Consider the following 16,473-nt stretch of genomic DNA (forward strand, 5'->3'; position numbering starts at 1 on the left):
GGTAGATGCAAACGAGTCAGACTTCGGCAAGAAGCCATTGCGCAATTAGAAAGTACACACCAATACCGATCAGGTCATTGGCCGTCGTAATAAACGGTCCCGAGGCAACCGCCGGATTGATACCAATCCTATTGAGGAGCAATGGCGTTACCGTACCCATAAACGAGGCCAGCAGCACGACCGCCAGCAGGGATGTGGCAACGACGAAAAAAAGCCGGGGTTCACCGATGATGAAGGTATACGTGCCGGCGATTAGCCCAACGACCAATCCATTGATGATGGCCACGAGTAATGTTCTGAACAGGCGCTTGGCTAACGATATACTCAACCCGGACGTGTCAGTCAGACTTTGGAGAATCAGCGAGGAGGTTTGGATACCAACGTTTCCGCCCGTTGACCCGATGATCGGAATAAAAGCGGCCAGTGCCGCAACCTTGCCCAGCTCGCTCTGAAAACCAGTAATGACGGTTGCCGCCAGCAAACTGCCGACTGCTCCCGCCACGAGCCAGGGCAGTTGCACCTTCGACCGTTTCCAGACACTATCATCCTCTTCGGCTTCGCCTGACAGACCCGAAATAACCTGAATGTCTTCTTCGGCCTGTTCGGTAATCACATCGACCACGTCATCGATGGTGATCCTACCGAGCAGACGCTGTTGAATATTGACGATAGGAATGGCGTCTAAATCATACCTTCGCATCACTTCGGCCACCTCCGTTACCGGGCGGTAGGTTTCCATGAAAACGACATCATCGTCGTAGATATCGGCAATCTTGGCGTTCTTTCTGGCCAGAACGATCTTTTTGAGTGAAACCAGCCCCAGCAGTTTATCGACATCATCGACGACGTAAATAGCATACACATTTTCAACCTCTTCCGCCTGTTGCCGGATCTCTTCGATACAGGCATTTACGGTCAGATTGACGTTGATTTTGATCAGCTCTTTCTGCATCAGCCCACCCGCCACGCTGTCGTCGTAGTGGAGCAGGTCCAAAATAAAGCGAGCCTGTTCGCGATCTTCGAGCAGACCGATAACTTCTTCGCGAACCTGGATGGGTTGCTCGTTCAGCAGGTCAACGGCATCATCGGAATCCATCTGGTTGATGAACGGGGCCAGTTCTTCCGACGTAAAGGTTTTGATCAGGTTTGTCCGGTCGGCGGGGTCGAGATTGGCCAGAATCTCTGACCCAACTGATTTGTCCAGCAGACCCAGCAGGTAATGCGCTGGTTCGGGTTCTAACTCGTATAGAATTCCCGAAATGTCAGCCGGGTATAATTCCTCCATCTCGGCCCGAAGCAGCGTGTCGTCGCTCGCGTCAATGGCCGTTTGTATATGCTCGAGATAGTCTTTGGTGAGTTCAAAGGTCATTTTCTGATGCAGGCTGTACGAAGTAATAGCGATCTATGTCGAGCGGGTAGATTCTCTACGATGGCCTACATTATTCACCAGACATTAAAAGGGTCAACTCCACAAATTCAGCCACGCTTAATTGCTCGGCGCGTTTGTCCATAAATCGACTGGCGAGGGCGGCTTCGGGCGGATTAAGTGGTTTCAGCGCGTTGCGGAGGGTTTTTCGGCGTTGACTGAAGCCATGTTTCACCACCTGAGTGAACTTACGCTCATCGCAACCGAGTTCTGTTTTGTCGTTGCGCCGGAGCGAAAGCACACCCGAAAATACCTTAGGTGGCGGGTTGAAGACGCTGGGGTCAACGGTAAATTCATACTTTATGTCGTACCAGGCTTGCAGCAATACGCTCAGAATACCATAGTCCTTGTTGCCCGGCCCCGACGCAACCCGCTGTGCAACTTCGCGCTGAAACATACCGACCACTTCGGGCACCCGGTCGCGCATATCAAGCACTTTGAAAAGAATCTGGGTCGAAATGTTGTACGGAAAATTACCGATGACGGCAAAGGGTTCGGTGCTGTCGGGTTGTTTGGTGGGCAGCAGGTCAGGGCGGATGTTCAGAAAATCGGCTCCCAAAATATGGCCTTCCAGCTTTGGGAAATTCAGTTTGAGGTAATCGACCGACTCACGGTCAATCTCAATGACAAACGTTTCAAATCGCTCATCGACCAGGAGGTACTGGGTCAATACACCCGTACCCGGTCCGATTTCGAGGATTTTTTTATAGGATCGTTCAGGCGTTTCATCGCCGTTACGAGCACCATGCCCGGTCAGTAGTTCGGCAATGCGCTGGGCAATGCTGAGGTCTTTCAGAAAATGCTGGCCGAGTTCTTTTTTAGGCTTAACGTACACGATGCTGGCTGTTCAAACGTATGATACCGGACAACCGGAACGGAGGAACAACTAACTTGATGGGTTCGTTGGCTGCCGTTTGGTTATCCAGTCGCAAAGGTACGGGGCATTGAGGGAAATCGCTTCTTGGGCCTGTAAATTACGCTCTGCCTCCCCTCCCCCCGGGCTCCCTCTCCCAAAACGGGAAAGGGGGCCCGGGGGGAGGGCCGTCTAAAAATCAATATCGGTCAGTTCAAAATTCTGCTTGAGCGGAATAATACCGCCCTCCTCCGCACCGGGGTGATAAATGATCGTTTCGGGTTGAACGCCCTTTTGTACATTGCCAATATCGCGCTTTCGGTTGTTGTTGGCATCGATGATAAGCCGGACGCGGTATCGCCCTGGTTTCAGGCGGGGGAAGCTGTAATTTGCCGCGCCGTACGCTGTGCGGACAACGGTGTATTTGTCGTCGAGCAGTTCGACAATGAAGTTTTTGTCGGGTCGATTAACGCGCCCGGCAATCAGGCCGTAACTCTCTTCGTCAGCAATTTTATAGCGGGCACTGTAACGGGCCAGCGTGTCGCCCTGCACACTGATGAACGAGCCTTTCTGTAATCGAAAAATCAGCGTATCCTTGAGATTAGTCTTTCGCCTGATTGCCAGCTGACTGAAATTATTACTCCAGACAAGCTCCTCCGGTGTAAATTTATAGGGCTTCGTACTGTCAGGACCAATAACGATCAGGTTGGCGTCGTAGCGAAAAACGGGCTTGGAGAATTTGACGACAAAATCCAGGTTATTGTCGATCGGTTCGGTGGTGGGTGGCGTTACCTGAATCGTTAAAGGTCGCCGGTCTTTGGCCCTTGTTTTCAGGGGTGAGAAATAAATACGCTCCCGGAGTTCGGTGATGTTACCAACCGAGTCTTCGGCCATAATGACCGTGTTGATCGTGTCATTGGCGGCCCGGTTAGCGGGTCGGAACAGCCGAATCATTTTCGGACCTTCCAGAAACGATACCAGCGTATCACCCGAGGGCACAAAGGTGGCTGATGTGGGCATGGTTGCCGTAGTAGACGTTGCTCCCGTTGCGGTGGCCGATGTCACTGCTGTTGCCGTAGTAGAGGTCACGGTAGAGCTGGTGGCTGATGTTGACGTGGCCGTTGTTGCCGTCGGTGCGGTGGAGACCATTTTTCCGAAGCGTAGTCTATAGCTGGCAATGCCGCTGCTGAGTTCGAGCCCCAATGTTTCGTCGGTACGTTCGCGTCGGGTGATGCGCGGTTTGCCATAACCCCGGAAAGCGACCATGTTTACGTCTGTGTAATTGCGATTCAGGTTTAGCACACTGTCGCGGAAGGCCACGCGTTCGCCGGGGGTGTTATTGACCAGATTCAGGTCTTTATCATCGAACCCGTACACCTTGTACTTACCGGCTTTCACATTTTCGATGCGGTAATTGCCACTGCTGTCGGTTCGGGCGTAGTAGGCGGGACGCTTGCGATTGATAGGCAATGTATCCGTCGGTGCAAACAGGCCCACCACAAAATTCAGGAGGGGTAACCGGCTTTCATCATCGACAACGGTGCCGCTCAAATAGAGTGAGTCAATGACCGGACCGGTACTGAACACAATCTTCGCATCTTTGGCAATATTTCGTTCTGTAATATCCTTTATGCCGTCTGAGAAGTTAATGGTGTACGTTGTGTTTGGTTGCAACGGTCTGTTGAACGTCATTCGTAGCCCCAGCGGTAGCGCCTTTACGATGAATGTGTTGCTGTCCTGGGGTGTAACCGTAACTTTTTGCTGGATATTTTCGACGTTGACATACTCGCTAAATTCCAGCTCGACCGATTTGCCGTTGTAGTTCAACTGACGGGATGCGGGCATACTGCTGACCAGTTTAGGGGACAGCGTATCTTTCTTGCCGCCCGGCGGCTGAGCCACCTGCGCGCAGTTTTGAAGGAGAATTGGAAGAGACAGTAGAAAAAGGACTATAAAAAGGCGAAGCGTCATAGCAAGTGTAATCAGACTACAAAGGTAAACGTCCGTTTATCGTTAAACTGTACCGGCTGACATAAAATGGCTGTATGCTTCGTTACCTTAAGTAGAATTTTAAGAAAAATTAAAGGTCTCTACGCTAACGGAGGGTAGAGAACGGGGCAGTTTGGTACTTTTGCCCCGCATACATTCCTGAAATGACGAAAAATTTATTCATGATCCGCACACGATTCGGCCCCATTAACACAGTTTTCGGGCTAGGACTGGCCATCGTTATACAGAGCTGCAATCTGGCTCCCAAAGAAGCCGAGACGCCCACCGTTAAGGCTGATACCATCAATCAGATCAATTTTTTGCTGGAAACATCGGCCAGCATGGGCGGCTATCTGAATGGCAGTACGGAATTTAAAAATATCGTTTCCGAATTTGCGAATAAACTCAGCCAGATTGAGCCGGTTCGTAAACCGCTGGCCATCTACACCATCAGTACGGAAGCGCAGCCCTATCCTGGTGATGTCGATAAATTTGTAAAAAGTCTGGCAACCGTGCCCTTGGCCAACGCCCGCAGTTCCGAACTTCATACGATTTTTAAGCAGGTGGGCGAAAAAGCCCGAAACAACAGTATCGCCTTACTGGTATCGGATTGTATTCTGTCGTTTCCGGATGAAGACATCAAGAAGAATCCGCAGATCAACGCGACTGATGCGTCCAGCGTGCTGAAAAACGAGATCAACCGGCAATTTGCCCAGTTGAGCAAAGACACGATCAACGCGACAGTGTATGCCTATTCGTCAGCGTTTAACGGCACGTATTACGATTACCAGAATAAGAAACAGAAACTGAACGGTGAAGCGCGCCCGTTCTACATCTGGGTGATTGGGAAGCAGCGCATCCTGAATCTGTTCAACCAGAAGCTACAGGCGACGCTGACGACCAAACCCGATAAGCAACTCGACTTCGGCGGGGGTGGATCGGTCACGGATTACGACCTGTTTTTTACCCTCAACCGGCAGGGCGAAAACTGGAACGCCGATGGCCAGCGGATCACCAACCTCAAAGGCGTTCGGGCTGATCGACCGGCTGAATTTGCCATTGGCGTTAACCTCAGTGGCTTGCCAGCCTACGCGCAGACAGAAGCTTATCTGACCAAAAATCTGGTTGTCTCGGCGGGGAATGCGGGGGTGAAGCTACTAAAAATCGAACCCAAAGAGTCCGTAAAAGGCACCGAAAAACTGAAGACCAACGAAGCCCGGATGCTGAGCGAAGCAACGCACGTGCTGACATTTAAAGTGACGCAGCTTTTCGAACCGACAACGCCCGTTTTCATCAAGTTACCCGTTCGGTACGACACCTGGTACCTGAACCAGTCCACGATGGACGACCGCACCGCTGCGGGTCGGGAGGGGAAAACGTTTGCCCTCGAACACCTCATGAATGGTGTCCGCGATGCCTACGAAACTGGCTCCGGCGCTGCAAAATCGTTTCTGCAATTAACCATCACCCTCGAACAATAAACCGCTCCCATGTTCACTGCTTTGTATGAATTGCTGATTGGCAAAAATCCTGATCCGACGTATCGCAACACCGTTTTCACGCCCGTTGGCCTGCTGACGCTGGTAATCGTGATTGGTCTGGCGGCTACGTTTTATCTGTTATTGGGCCGCTGGCAGGCGGTTTTTCACCGAACCAGTCACTGGATTATAACCCTAGTCATCGCCCTGATTATTGCCTTCACGCTGGCGGTGAGCTACGCGAAAGATGCGACCGGCGAACCGGAAGCCGATAGTTATATGCTCGGTTTCGGGGGTGTCAACCTAATCCTGGCTGGCCTTTTGTTTTTCGGCTTTTCGCTGCTTTTCCGGCGCGGGTCGAAGTTTGCGCGATACACACCGTTTTAACGTAGTTCTCCGTTCGGCTGGCTGACATGTGTCGTTGGTATTACTACTGAAACGGCAGACCGCAGCCAGTAAACAACAAACCCAATTCTAATGAAACTTTTCGTTTTTGCTATCGGTGGAACGGGCGCGCGCGTATTGCGCTCACTAACGATGCTGTTGGCCGCCGGGGCTAAAGTGCCCGATAACCTGACAATCATTCCGATTCTGCTGGATATGGATATGCAGAATGGCGACACAGCCCGCGCCCTCAATGGGGTTGAACTGTATCGAACCATTCGCAACGCAGCCTATCCGAACGGGGCTGCGCCCAGTGGTCCCGCCGATGGGTCACGACCATTTTTTGCCACACCGATCCAATCGTTGGGAACGCTCCAGAGCGAAACCACGCAGGAGCGTATCGGCGATTCGTTTCTGCCGCAATTGACCGAGCATCAGGGTACGTTCGAAGAATTTCTGAACGTGAGCACGATGGACGACATCGACCGGGAATTGCTGAAAGTGCTGTACGACAATTCGGCCAAACCAACCAGTGCCGAGCTCAAACTCGACCTGTCGGTTGGGTTCAAAGGCAATCCGAACATCGGGAGCGTGGTGTTCAACGCGCTCGAAGATTCGGCGCTCTACAAATACTTCGTCGGTGCATTCAATAACAATACCGACCGGATCTTTATCATCAGCTCCATTTTTGGCGGAACGGGTTCGTCGGGGTTTCCACAACTGGTCAAGTTGTTACAGGAGCCGAGCCAGAAAATGCCGATTCGAGAAGCCCGAAAGGGAGCAGTGACGGTGATGCCGTATTTTGCGCTGGAAGAGAACGGGCAGAGCGCCATCGACCAGAATCGCTTCAACTCCAAAACGAAGGCGGCTCTGTCGTATTATCAGAACCAGATTCACCTGGATTCGCTGTATTACATTGGCGATAAGCCCGGTGCCAAGCTCTACGCCAATATAGAAGGGGGAGCCAAACAGGCGAACAATGCCCACGTGATTGAGCTGCTAGCGGCCGAAACTGTACTTGATTTTGCGAACCGGGGAGCGGGTGAGTTTGGCGGGGCGAAAACCTATTACGAGTATGGACTCCGGCGCGACGACCGCCAGCTGGATTTCGTTCACTTTGCCGACTCGACCTTCCGGAATGTGATGCAGCCGCTGATCCGGTTTGCCTACGCCAGCAAGTTCTACACAGAGTACATACCGGCCAATCTGCGTGAATCGTTCGCCAAGAGTTTAGGACTTCAGCAGCAGTTGGGCACGAGCACATATTTCGTGGCGCTGACGAAATTTATGGGTGAGATTTTCCGGAAATGGCTCACCGAAATGGCCGATAACGACCGGAAGTTCGATCCGTTCAACTTTCAGACGGATTTCAACGCGTTGGTCCGCGCCAAGCAGATCGAACCCAAAACCTTCATGGGCTTTGGCGACAAAGGCATCAGCGAAAGTTTTCTGCTCAACGAAGCGGGCGACGCCGAACCGAAATTACTGGCTCAGTATCCACAACCCGAAGCACGGCTGATGCACCTGCTGATGGAGGTTGCTGACAAGTGCGTACAAAAACTCGGCGACCTGAACCGGCAGCTTGTGTAAACGAAGTTTGTTGTCTGGCGTTAGCTGACGAACAGGCAACCATCACCTTGAAAAACTAGAAAATGCCCCATATCCTTCGCATTGATAATGACCCGAATGTGGTCGAACAGAATCACCTCGGCTGGACGGGTGGAACCGTCGGGCTGGTGGGCAACCGTATTGAACACATTTCTGATACGCTGCTAAACCAGGCTGGTATGGCGGCTAAAGCAGGCACGTCGATTCCGTCGCCGTTCGCGCGGCTGTACCTGTTCGATGCGGCTTTCCGGCTGGTCATGAACGACCTTCGGCCTGCTCAGCCAACCATGTACCATGTGCTGGTGTCGCATTGTCTTGACCTGCTTGAACTCTTGTTCCAGGCGGGTGGCAGCCCTGATCTAACCTATCGCGTCTGGAACCGGGCCGACCGATTGGGTGCCCTGAACCAGAAGGCTCCGCTACCCAACGCACCCAACCGTCGGCATCCGCACCGGGTACTGGCCAAAGCGCTCGAACTGGATATGCGCCACGATCTGGCTAACCTGCAAACGTTCACGCTGATCTATTACAAAGGCGCTCTGCTGGGTGGCACGTCGCCCCTGACACTCGTATTTACGTCGCCCAACTGGGAGCAGGAACGTCAGAACAAATTTCTCGATCCGCCAAAGAGCAGCACCGGACGGACGCTGTTTCAGCAGGAGTACGTTCCGCTCGAAAACCGGGATCGCTCGTTCGTGACGTATCTGAGCCGTCTGTTTGAGCAGTACAAAAACCTGCTGCCCGAAAACAGTGGCCTGACCAAGTTTTTAGATAAACTGTTCCGCGATAACCCATACCCGCTGCCCGTTGATGCCGGAAAAACGCTCAACGATTTCAATCCGATCAGTACCAACATTGAAGGGTTCAGTACGCTACAGGTTGTGACGGGCTTGCCGTTGTACAGCGTCCGGGCGGATGACGTATTGCGGGAAGTGGAGAGCAACAGCGATTTTGTGATGCTGCCCACGGTTGGCTATTATAAGGAAGAGACCAATAAAAACGGCGTAAAAACCAACGTCCGGCCACCGCTGGCACTGGCTTCGCGCATGGATGTACGGGGGCGCTACGTTAAAAATACGGACTGGGATTCGCGCACCGTCATCCCGTCGTCGTTGCTGAACGATCTGGGAGCGGGGGGCTTATTGGCCGACCGGCGGCTGCCGGGTGTCGATAATGTGCAATATCCGTTCGTTTCGACCGACGATTTTCTAGAGGATTTCTTGATCCGGATGCCGTTCAAAATCAACAGTGAACGGTTCTTTACGGGAACACTCAACCGCGCCGACTGCGATTTTCTGCTGCCGGTCCGGAAGGAGTATTTCAATTTCTTTACCCTCGACGACCTGCGGACTAACCTGACGCTGGACATTGGCGATCAGCGCGTGACGGCGGTTCTCAAAGTGCCCGTACGCGGACAGGGCATTCGGTTCGTAGAGTTTCGGAAGACTTATGAGCTCAACGAACCTGAAAAAGTGCTCGATCTGCCCGTCGGAATGGGATTTTTTCCATTCTACCGGATGACGCTGCCCGATCAGCAAGCCCTGAACCAGTACACGGTTCTTCTGGCCGATGGCACCACATCGCAGGCGACGCAGGCCAATTTTTACCGCTTCCCGGATGTGGTGAACCGACACGCGCTGACGAGTGGAAAGCCGCAGCCCCGGAGTCCGAAAGTGGGCGAACGGCCCGCATCGTATTATTACAAGGTCAATGGCGCGTTCGATCTGGTCGAAATTCAACTGGCGAATAACGACATTCCCTACCGGGGTGTTGTCGTACCCGAGTTTACGATCGTTTCGACGCGGGGCTACGAAGAATTTACGTTCGCTATTGACTTCGGAACCTCGAATACGCACGTGGCCTACCTCGTTCGCGATCAGGGCGGCTCGAAACCCGATCCGGAACCGCTGACGGTCACCGAAGATGATCTGCAAATGGTGTTGCTCAATAAACCCTATTCGGGACCGGGCATCAGCAAAGATTACGACCGCTACAGCGTCAGGAGTAGTTTCGGCTCGTTCGAGCAGCTGGAACCCCTGGTGCGCCGGGAGTTCGTGCCGCCACTTATCGGTCGAAATGCGCGGCTGGGTACACCGTTTGCGTTTCCGCTCCGGACCACCATCTACGAGCGTGAAGGGTTGACACAAGGGGGCGATTATCTGTTCTCGAAACTGAACCTTGGTTTTAACATCGACCTCGAACAGGTGACCGTTGGCGATAACAACCGCTACGTATCGACGTTGAAATGGCTGTTCGAAAACAAACCGAACGATACCCTGAACGACCTTCGGGTGCGTGCCTTCTTCGAAACATTGCTGTTGCTGATTCGTCATAAAGTAATTCAGAACAAAGGCGATGTGGCCCTGACGAAAATCGTCTGGCTGGCTCCGTCGAGTATGACCCGGCGCACCCGAAACCGCCTGACTGCCGAGTGGAATAAAGCCATGCAGGAAGTATTCGGTACGACATCCTACTTTCAGGATGAACCGATTCTGGAATCGCTGGCCCCTTATTTTTACCTGCAACGGCAGGGTGTTCTGCCCACGGCCAACGCGGTGAACGTAGATATTGGGGGTGGTACATCGGATTTGATGTTCTTCGCCCAGGGCCAGCGTCGGTATTTCAATACGTCGTTCCGGTTTGCGGCCAACGACATCTGGGGTGGCGGACTCGACGAGACCGGTGCGCCCTCGGGTCGGATGGATAACGGATTTGTGTCTAACTTCCTGACGTATCGTAGCAATAACCCATCGAGTCAGAAAACGGGTGCCGACCAGACACTGGACGCGTTTCTGGACCCCAAACGCCGGATGTCGCCCGAAGATGTGGTCAGTTTGTTGTTCAAATACGATGATCACTTCCAGTTTACGAAGGCCATTCAGAACCAGCAACCGGCGCTGCTGATCGTGCTGTACCTGCACTACGCATCGATTATCTACCACCTGGTGCAACTGATCGAAGCGCAGGAAAAGCAGGAAGCGGGCGTTCCGCTCGACCTGCCCCGTTTCCTGACGTTTACGGGACGAGGTAGCCAATACCTGAACCTGCTCGGTACGCGGGGTGATCTGGTCGATTACACGAAGCGTCTGTTTGCGGCTTATACCACCAAACAGGTGCCTGCCAATTTTCAGATTCTGCTGACCGACAACCCAAAGGAAACGACGGCGAATGGTGCGGTTCTGTACCAGACGGCTACGGATCGGGATCAGTATCGGGGTAATCAAACCACGGCGTACTGGGGGAATGAACCCACCCATCCCGTAACGTTCACCTATAACGAAACGACGGTCGATGCCGCGGGCAGCGAAAATGATTTCCACGATTCAGTAGTACGGAACGTGCGTGACTTCCTGGAGAAAACGCTGAAGAATAGTTCGGTTTCGGCTTTCCTTGGTGATTTTGGAATTCGCCGGACGCAGGATTATTACAACTTCCTGGTGGGTTCGGACGAAACCGTAACCCGGAGTAGCGTCTTGCACGATAGCTACATGCTGGCCAAACTGCCCATTGAGCGGGACACGGATGCGCGGTTGTCGGAAACGTTCTTTTTCCTGCCGCTCAAAAATGCGCTCTACGAACTGTCGAAATACATTGCCAAAAATCAGTCGTAACGGAATGATGACGCAACGAGTCAAAAAAGGCTGGCTGTTAGCCATTGGGCTGACAGTCAGCATAGTCGCGCAGGCGCAGAATGTTGAGACCACCGCATCGAAGCCAACGTTCTACACGTATTTGTCGTTGATTCTGGCGTTGCTGGCCTTGATCGGTCTCGTCCTGCTCTGGTGGCAAAGTCGGCTGGGCTGGGAAAAAATAAATTCGCAAGGAAGATCGGCATCCAGCGGAAGTGCAAACGTCGTTCAGGAGTTAAGCAACCGGGTATCGTCGCTGGAGCGCGATAATAAAGCACTTATTAATGATGTGAAGGTGCTTAAGGAACAGTTAGGCCAATTGAAACAGGCCGCCCGTACCGACAATCGGCAACCGGCGGCACCTGCCCCCAATCCTCAACAACCAGCAGCTGTGCCCAGACCCGTACCGACACAGCAAGCCGTTCGGCCCAGCGAGCCTGCCCCGCAACGGACTACCATGCCCGCACCTACACAGGTGCAGCGGTCCGCTCCGGTCAATACGCCACCGGCTAAGCTGTACGCGCGAACCGCCGATGTCCCCGGTGGGTTTAGTGTAGCCAGTCTGGTCGAAACCCCGAATCGGCCAATGGTATTCGTGATCACACCAACCGGAGCAGGGCAGGCTACGTTCCGCGTAACGGATGATCCCGAAGCCCAGCGGCTAGCCTTGAGCGATCCGTATTCGTACCTGAGTGATGCCTGCAATTACCAGTCACGGCCCGAAGTTAACAGCCGCATCCACATGGTTGCTGACGGGAAACTGCAATTGCAAGGCGAAAAATGGCATATTGTCGAAAAAGCGGAAATTAGTTTCTACGCCTAATGTGTTCGTAGTTGGGTACGTGATGTCGTCCGGTGATCGGTTTACGCTGATCACCATTTATCGAACCTACCCAGTTATCTTTGCTACCTATACAGGCAGTCACAATGACGCTTACCGAATTAAAAGAACGAATTAAGGAAGAAGTCGTCCTGCATGAAGGCGACCTGAAAGAGTGGCAATGGCGCAGAAATGGTCTGCTCACCGAAGCCGAGCAGGATGGTATTGCCTCCGCCGAATTCATGCGGCTGGTCAACGACGTGAGTTATCAGGTCGGGGGACTGTTTCCGCGCATCAACGCGTTGAAAGCGACCGCTGAATCGTATGCCCGCGCGGATAAAAAACAACTGTTGCCGCTTCATGTCGAGGAGATTGTCACGGAAGCCGAGCGTCTGACCTTATCCCGCCCGTTTGTCGAAAAACGCTGGCTTCCGGCTATTCTGGCTACGATTCCAGACCCGCCCAAATCGGAGCCAGTCGCCACACCCGTTCCGGTACTCGCGCCAACCCAAACTATGGCGGCTCCCGTTGTTCCGGCAAGTCTGAGTCGGGAGGATGTGCGTCGGAAGATTGCGGCTAAACTGGACGATTACAAATCGGAACGCATCATCCCGTCGTGGGTGTTGCGCGATCTGGGGCAAGCAATCAATGCGGATGAGCCGGTCGTGACGGAAGAAATTTTCTCGTATCTGGTCAGTAACTTTTTCAAGGCCGCCCGCGAACCGCAGGGGAATACGCTCCGCGAGCGACTGGTGTCTACGGATTGGGAAAATGTGCTTTACAAAGCCACTACAGAACCAGCCCCCGTCAAAACGCCGGAACCGTACCGACCCGAGCCGTCGCGCGTTCCGGAGCCGCAGCCCATTGTCCGTTCCTTTACCGCCCAGCCCGCCCGCGTACGAAAGGGCGAACCCGTAACCTTGTCCTGGGATGTAGAAAACCTGCTGGCCGTGACGATCGATGATCTGGGTACAGGCTTGTCTCCACAAAATAGGGGATGGGTGAAGCCGACCAAAACGACGGAATATACCCTTTTCGACGTGAATAATAACCCACTAAGTACCGTTCGGGTGGAAGTTATTCGTCCTGATCGCAGTGGTATATATGGAGTGCTGTTCGCGCTGGCGTTGCTGGCCCTGATTTACTGGTTCATCAAAAATACGAACTCGGGAAGGACGGAACCGCCCGAGAAGCCACAAACGGAAAAGACCACCAAACGGTCGGTGAGCAGGCCCGTTCGCGCCGTGAAGAAGAAACGGAAGAAAGACGTTTCGCCGACTGAATCGTTTGTGGAAAAACCGGCTGAACAGTCTACTAAAGAGGAGCCGTTGCTGACGGCCAGTAGTCGGAAAGAGGACGTTCCGGTTTCCAGTAAACCCGCGCCCGTCGTTCGTGAGCAGCCCGAAACGCGATCGTCGTCGCAAACGGCCAGGCCACAGTACTCGGAACCGACGAACAAACCCTACGATAAAGTAGACAGTCGCACCGATGAGCAGGGCTGGCGGATGGCCCGAAAAGGGAAGCGGTGGGGCTATGTCAATGAATTCGATGAGTGGGTCATCAATCCCCAGTTTGAAGCCACGACTCCGTTTCGTAGCAACAATACGGCCTCCGTTTTTTTGAACGGCCAGCTTATGACCATCAACCGGGCGGGCGAACAGATCCGAAACTAGTCGATCACTCCGATTCCGTCAGTACGGTCAGGTTTTGAAATTTCACCGTAGGGGAGGCCGTAACGAACCCAACTCCGTTGCCTTTGAACGGCCGGAACACGTGGGGGCTATCTTCCACTTCCTTCCCATTGATGTAAAAATGCAGCTGATTCAACTCCTTTTTTACGGTCAGCGTATTTCGTTCGCGGTTGACGGTTACCTGGGGTGGGGTTGGCTTGCCGGGCATATAGTTGGCGAAGGTGTTTCCGTTGGTAATCGATTTAATAGAAACCCTGTCTGTGCCAATAAGTCGAAACTGGCAAAATGTAGTGCTGTTTTTTACCCCAATTAACAGACCTGCATCGGGCTGAACACCGGGAGGTACGACCATATCGACCGTTATGGTAAACGATTTTGCTTTGTTGAGGTCCAGCGCTTCTGGTAACGCGATGAAGCTCTGAGCGGGATTGCCTGTCGATAAAGCCGTTTTCCGGATGTAATAATTGCCGGGACTCATCGTGAATTCGTACCCATTCTTCTGACCGACCAGCCAGCGATTCTGGTTGTTAGCGAACGATTCCGAAAACGAAGCGGGTGCTGTGTTGATCACGTCGGGCACTTCCGCAACCGATGATGGACTACCTGTCGGTTCGGGTGTTTTAGTCGGAACGTTGGCCGGTGTTGCGGGTAAACGGGCCGACGAGGTATACGTTGGTAGTATATCGGTTCCGGATGCGCCCAGTGTAACGCTCAACTTCTGGAACGCGGTCCAGTAGGCCGACGAGATCATGCCGATCCCATTACCCGCCAGCGTTTTGAACGGGTATGGACTACTGCGAATTTCCTGCTCATTGACGTAGAAGTAGAGGCCGTAGCCTTTCCGGCGGATGGTGAGCCGATTTCGGTTACGATCGACGGGAATCCCCGGTTTAAAGAAATCGCCGGGCATGTACGCTCCAGCGGCTATGCCGTTTACTACCTGGGTGATAGCCACGTCGCCTTCACTATTTATTATGAACGCGTTGTAATTCAGAGAGTCTTTAACGCCAAATAATAAACCGCCATTCGGTACGCGTCCTGAATCGGCCAGCACGTCGATCTTGATCGTAAACTGATCGGCCGTGTTCAGGTTGATATTCGTCGGCAGGGGCACATAACTAAAGGCCACCTGCTGCGTGCTGTTGCTTCGCTTGCGAATGCTGTAGCGACCCAGCCCAATCTGATACTGATAATCGCCCTTGATTCCTGCTTTCCAGCCGTTTCTGTTCGTGGCAAAATCACCGGTAAAGGCCGGTCGAAACGTAGATGAGTTCGATGAACTGGTTCGACCCGATCTGGACACTGGCGCATTGGGCACCGATGGCTGCGTTGTCGGAACGGGTGCACCAGTGGGTAAATTGGTTTGGACGACCGAAGGCGGAGAAACCGCGGATGACGTTACTCCGGATTGGGTACGTGTGGGTGTGGCTGGTGCGTTAACGGGATTGGAAGCGGTTGGCTTAAGCGAAACGTTTTGCCAGTCGCTGGATGCCGAATAGATGAACGGCTTTGCCTGTTTCGTCGTCTGACCAAAGCCGTTTATCGATAGCAGAATAAGAAAAGCAAGTACTGATAACCGGCGCATGAAGATTCTGTCTAGAATAAATACCGGACGACCGCCGTTGGCTGCCCTGCCTGGAGTCCGGGGTAAATCGTAAAGGACTGAATCCGGCTGCCCTCTTTCTGTAGCCGGTCATTCCGCAATCCCCGCATAAACGTCAACACAACATCGGTAGCCACAGCGATCAGAGCACCTCGTGTGGCCAGCAGATAACGGCTGTGATGATCGTCGGACAGCTTACGATACGTTTCGGCAGCCGGCGTACTTTTCTGTTGTTCGTACAGAGAAAGGTTATCGATGGATTTTTGCCGCTCCACAATGCCGTAAGCGGCCAACCCATAACACCCAATGAATAGTAACGGACGAAGGCCAAGTTTTGGTTTGGGTAACTGGACAAAAACATTGCCGATACCCGGTGCCACCACTGACAGCAACGCCCAGGCTGGACCAGCGTAGCGCCGGTTTTGCGGTTGGACCGCACTAGGTTGGACCGCACTAGGTTGGCCCGTAGCGGATGGTATGGCCGGTGAAGGAGCCGATCCAGTTGTGGCAGCCGGGTCACGTTGGGCTGGACTATCCGGACTGGCAGCTAGTGTCGTCGTGTTAGGTGGGAGTCCGGTTTTAACCCGAACAGTTGCCTGAATTTCTTCATTCAGTGCGTAGCCATTGGCCAATGCATTCCAGATGATCCGCCGATCCGTACCCGCTATAACCCGTAGCCCTACATCACCCCGCACAAACTGAGGGAGCATACGCAGGGGGCCACGAACACGGCTCTGAACGTCTGCGTAAATGGAATCACCAGGCCGGGCCGTGAGCAGATCGTAGCGAATTTCCAGTTGAGTCGAGTCGAATACACGCAGTCTGACGTTGCGCACACGTTCCTGGGCCAGACTGGATAAACTGGTAACTAGGCTGAGTAGACTGAAAAAAAACAGACGCATGATAAATCAGTTACGGACGAGAATCGGCGGGTCGTTGCTGATGGTTTGGTACGAACAGGCAAACGTCGGCGTTCCGAATCAACAGGTTCA

The 16,473-nt window shown here is 53.2% G+C and carries 11 protein-coding genes; 6 read left to right on the forward strand and 5 right to left on the reverse strand.

The annotated features are described in order from the left end of the window. Positions 1-16 precede the first annotated feature (16 nt). The 3 genes from mgtE to GK091_RS07590 form a co-directional block, all read right to left on the reverse strand. Positions 17-1,369 (reverse strand): magnesium transporter, encoded by a 1,353-nt coding sequence (gene mgtE, locus GK091_RS07580; RefSeq protein WP_164035981.1) that lies wholly within the window; start codon positions 1,367-1,369, stop codon positions 17-19. Between the two features lie 70 nt (positions 1,370-1,439). Further along, positions 1,440-2,261 (reverse strand): 16S rRNA (adenine(1518)-N(6)/adenine(1519)-N(6))-dimethyltransferase RsmA, encoded by an 822-nt coding sequence (gene rsmA / locus GK091_RS07585; protein ID WP_164035982.1) that lies wholly within the window; start codon positions 2,259-2,261, stop codon positions 1,440-1,442. A 210-nt stretch (positions 2,262-2,471) separates the two neighbouring features. Then, positions 2,472-4,250, reverse strand: coding sequence for an Ig-like domain-containing domain (locus GK091_RS07590; protein ID WP_164035983.1), 1,779 nt, complete (start codon positions 4,248-4,250; stop codon positions 2,472-2,474). 200 nt (positions 4,251-4,450) lie between these two features. Between GK091_RS07590 and GK091_RS07595 the strand changes: the two genes are divergently transcribed. From GK091_RS07595 to GK091_RS07620, 6 genes are all read left to right on the forward strand, one after another. Beyond that, positions 4,451-5,749, forward strand: coding sequence for a hypothetical protein (locus GK091_RS07595; RefSeq protein WP_164035984.1), 1,299 nt, complete (start codon positions 4,451-4,453; stop codon positions 5,747-5,749). Positions 5,750-5,758: 9 nt separating this feature from the next. Then, positions 5,759-6,133, forward strand: a complete 375-nt coding sequence (locus GK091_RS07600; RefSeq protein WP_164035985.1) for a hypothetical protein — start codon at positions 5,759-5,761, stop codon at positions 6,131-6,133. 90 nt (positions 6,134-6,223) lie between these two features. Next, positions 6,224-7,720, forward strand: a complete 1,497-nt coding sequence (locus tag GK091_RS07605) for a hypothetical protein (protein ID WP_164035986.1) — start codon at positions 6,224-6,226, stop codon at positions 7,718-7,720. A gap of 62 nt (positions 7,721-7,782) precedes the next feature. Beyond that, positions 7,783-11,349, forward strand: a complete 3,567-nt coding sequence (locus GK091_RS07610) for a hypothetical protein (RefSeq protein WP_164035987.1) — start codon at positions 7,783-7,785, stop codon at positions 11,347-11,349. Between the two features lie 4 nt (positions 11,350-11,353). Continuing rightward, a complete protein-coding gene (locus GK091_RS07615; protein WP_164035988.1) occupies positions 11,354-12,190 on the forward strand; it encodes a hypothetical protein in 837 nt (278 codons plus the stop codon). Between the two features lie 104 nt (positions 12,191-12,294). Further along, positions 12,295-13,860 (forward strand): WG repeat-containing protein, encoded by a 1,566-nt coding sequence (locus GK091_RS07620; RefSeq protein ID WP_164035989.1) that lies wholly within the window; start codon positions 12,295-12,297, stop codon positions 13,858-13,860. A gap of 4 nt (positions 13,861-13,864) precedes the next feature. Here the strand turns inward: GK091_RS07620 and GK091_RS07625 are convergent, their stop codons facing one another. Beyond that, positions 13,865-15,463 (reverse strand): hypothetical protein, encoded by a 1,599-nt coding sequence (locus GK091_RS07625; RefSeq protein WP_164035990.1) that lies wholly within the window; start codon positions 15,461-15,463, stop codon positions 13,865-13,867. 11 nt (positions 15,464-15,474) lie between these two features. Beyond that, entirely contained in the window at positions 15,475-16,383 is a 909-nt protein-coding gene (locus tag GK091_RS07630; protein WP_164035991.1) for a hypothetical protein, read from the reverse strand. Between the last annotated feature and the right edge of the window lie 90 nt (positions 16,384-16,473).

This window comes from Spirosoma agri (assembly GCF_010747415.1).
Taxonomy (GTDB): Bacteria; Bacteroidota; Bacteroidia; order Cytophagales; family Spirosomataceae; genus Spirosoma; species Spirosoma agri.

Coding starts and splice junctions, on each gene's coding strand:
- GK091_RS07630 (WP_164035991.1), bottom strand. CDS start 16,383: ATGCGTCTGTTTTTTTTCAGTCTACTCAGCCTAGTTACCAGTTTATCC.
- GK091_RS07600 (WP_164035985.1), top strand. CDS start 5,759: ATGTTCACTGCTTTGTATGAATTGCTGATTGGCAAAAATCCTGATCCG.
- GK091_RS07590 (WP_164035983.1), bottom strand. CDS start 4,250: ATGACGCTTCGCCTTTTTATAGTCCTTTTTCTACTGTCTCTTCCAATT.
- GK091_RS07610 (WP_164035987.1), top strand. CDS start 7,783: ATGCCCCATATCCTTCGCATTGATAATGACCCGAATGTGGTCGAACAG.
- mgtE (WP_164035981.1), bottom strand. CDS start 1,369: ATGACCTTTGAACTCACCAAAGACTATCTCGAGCATATACAAACGGCC.
- GK091_RS07625 (WP_164035990.1), bottom strand. CDS start 15,463: ATGCGCCGGTTATCAGTACTTGCTTTTCTTATTCTGCTATCGATAAAC.
- GK091_RS07615 (WP_164035988.1), top strand. CDS start 11,354: ATGATGACGCAACGAGTCAAAAAAGGCTGGCTGTTAGCCATTGGGCTG.
- GK091_RS07620 (WP_164035989.1), top strand. CDS start 12,295: ATGACGCTTACCGAATTAAAAGAACGAATTAAGGAAGAAGTCGTCCTG.
- GK091_RS07595 (WP_164035984.1), top strand. CDS start 4,451: ATGATCCGCACACGATTCGGCCCCATTAACACAGTTTTCGGGCTAGGA.
- GK091_RS07605 (WP_164035986.1), top strand. CDS start 6,224: ATGAAACTTTTCGTTTTTGCTATCGGTGGAACGGGCGCGCGCGTATTG.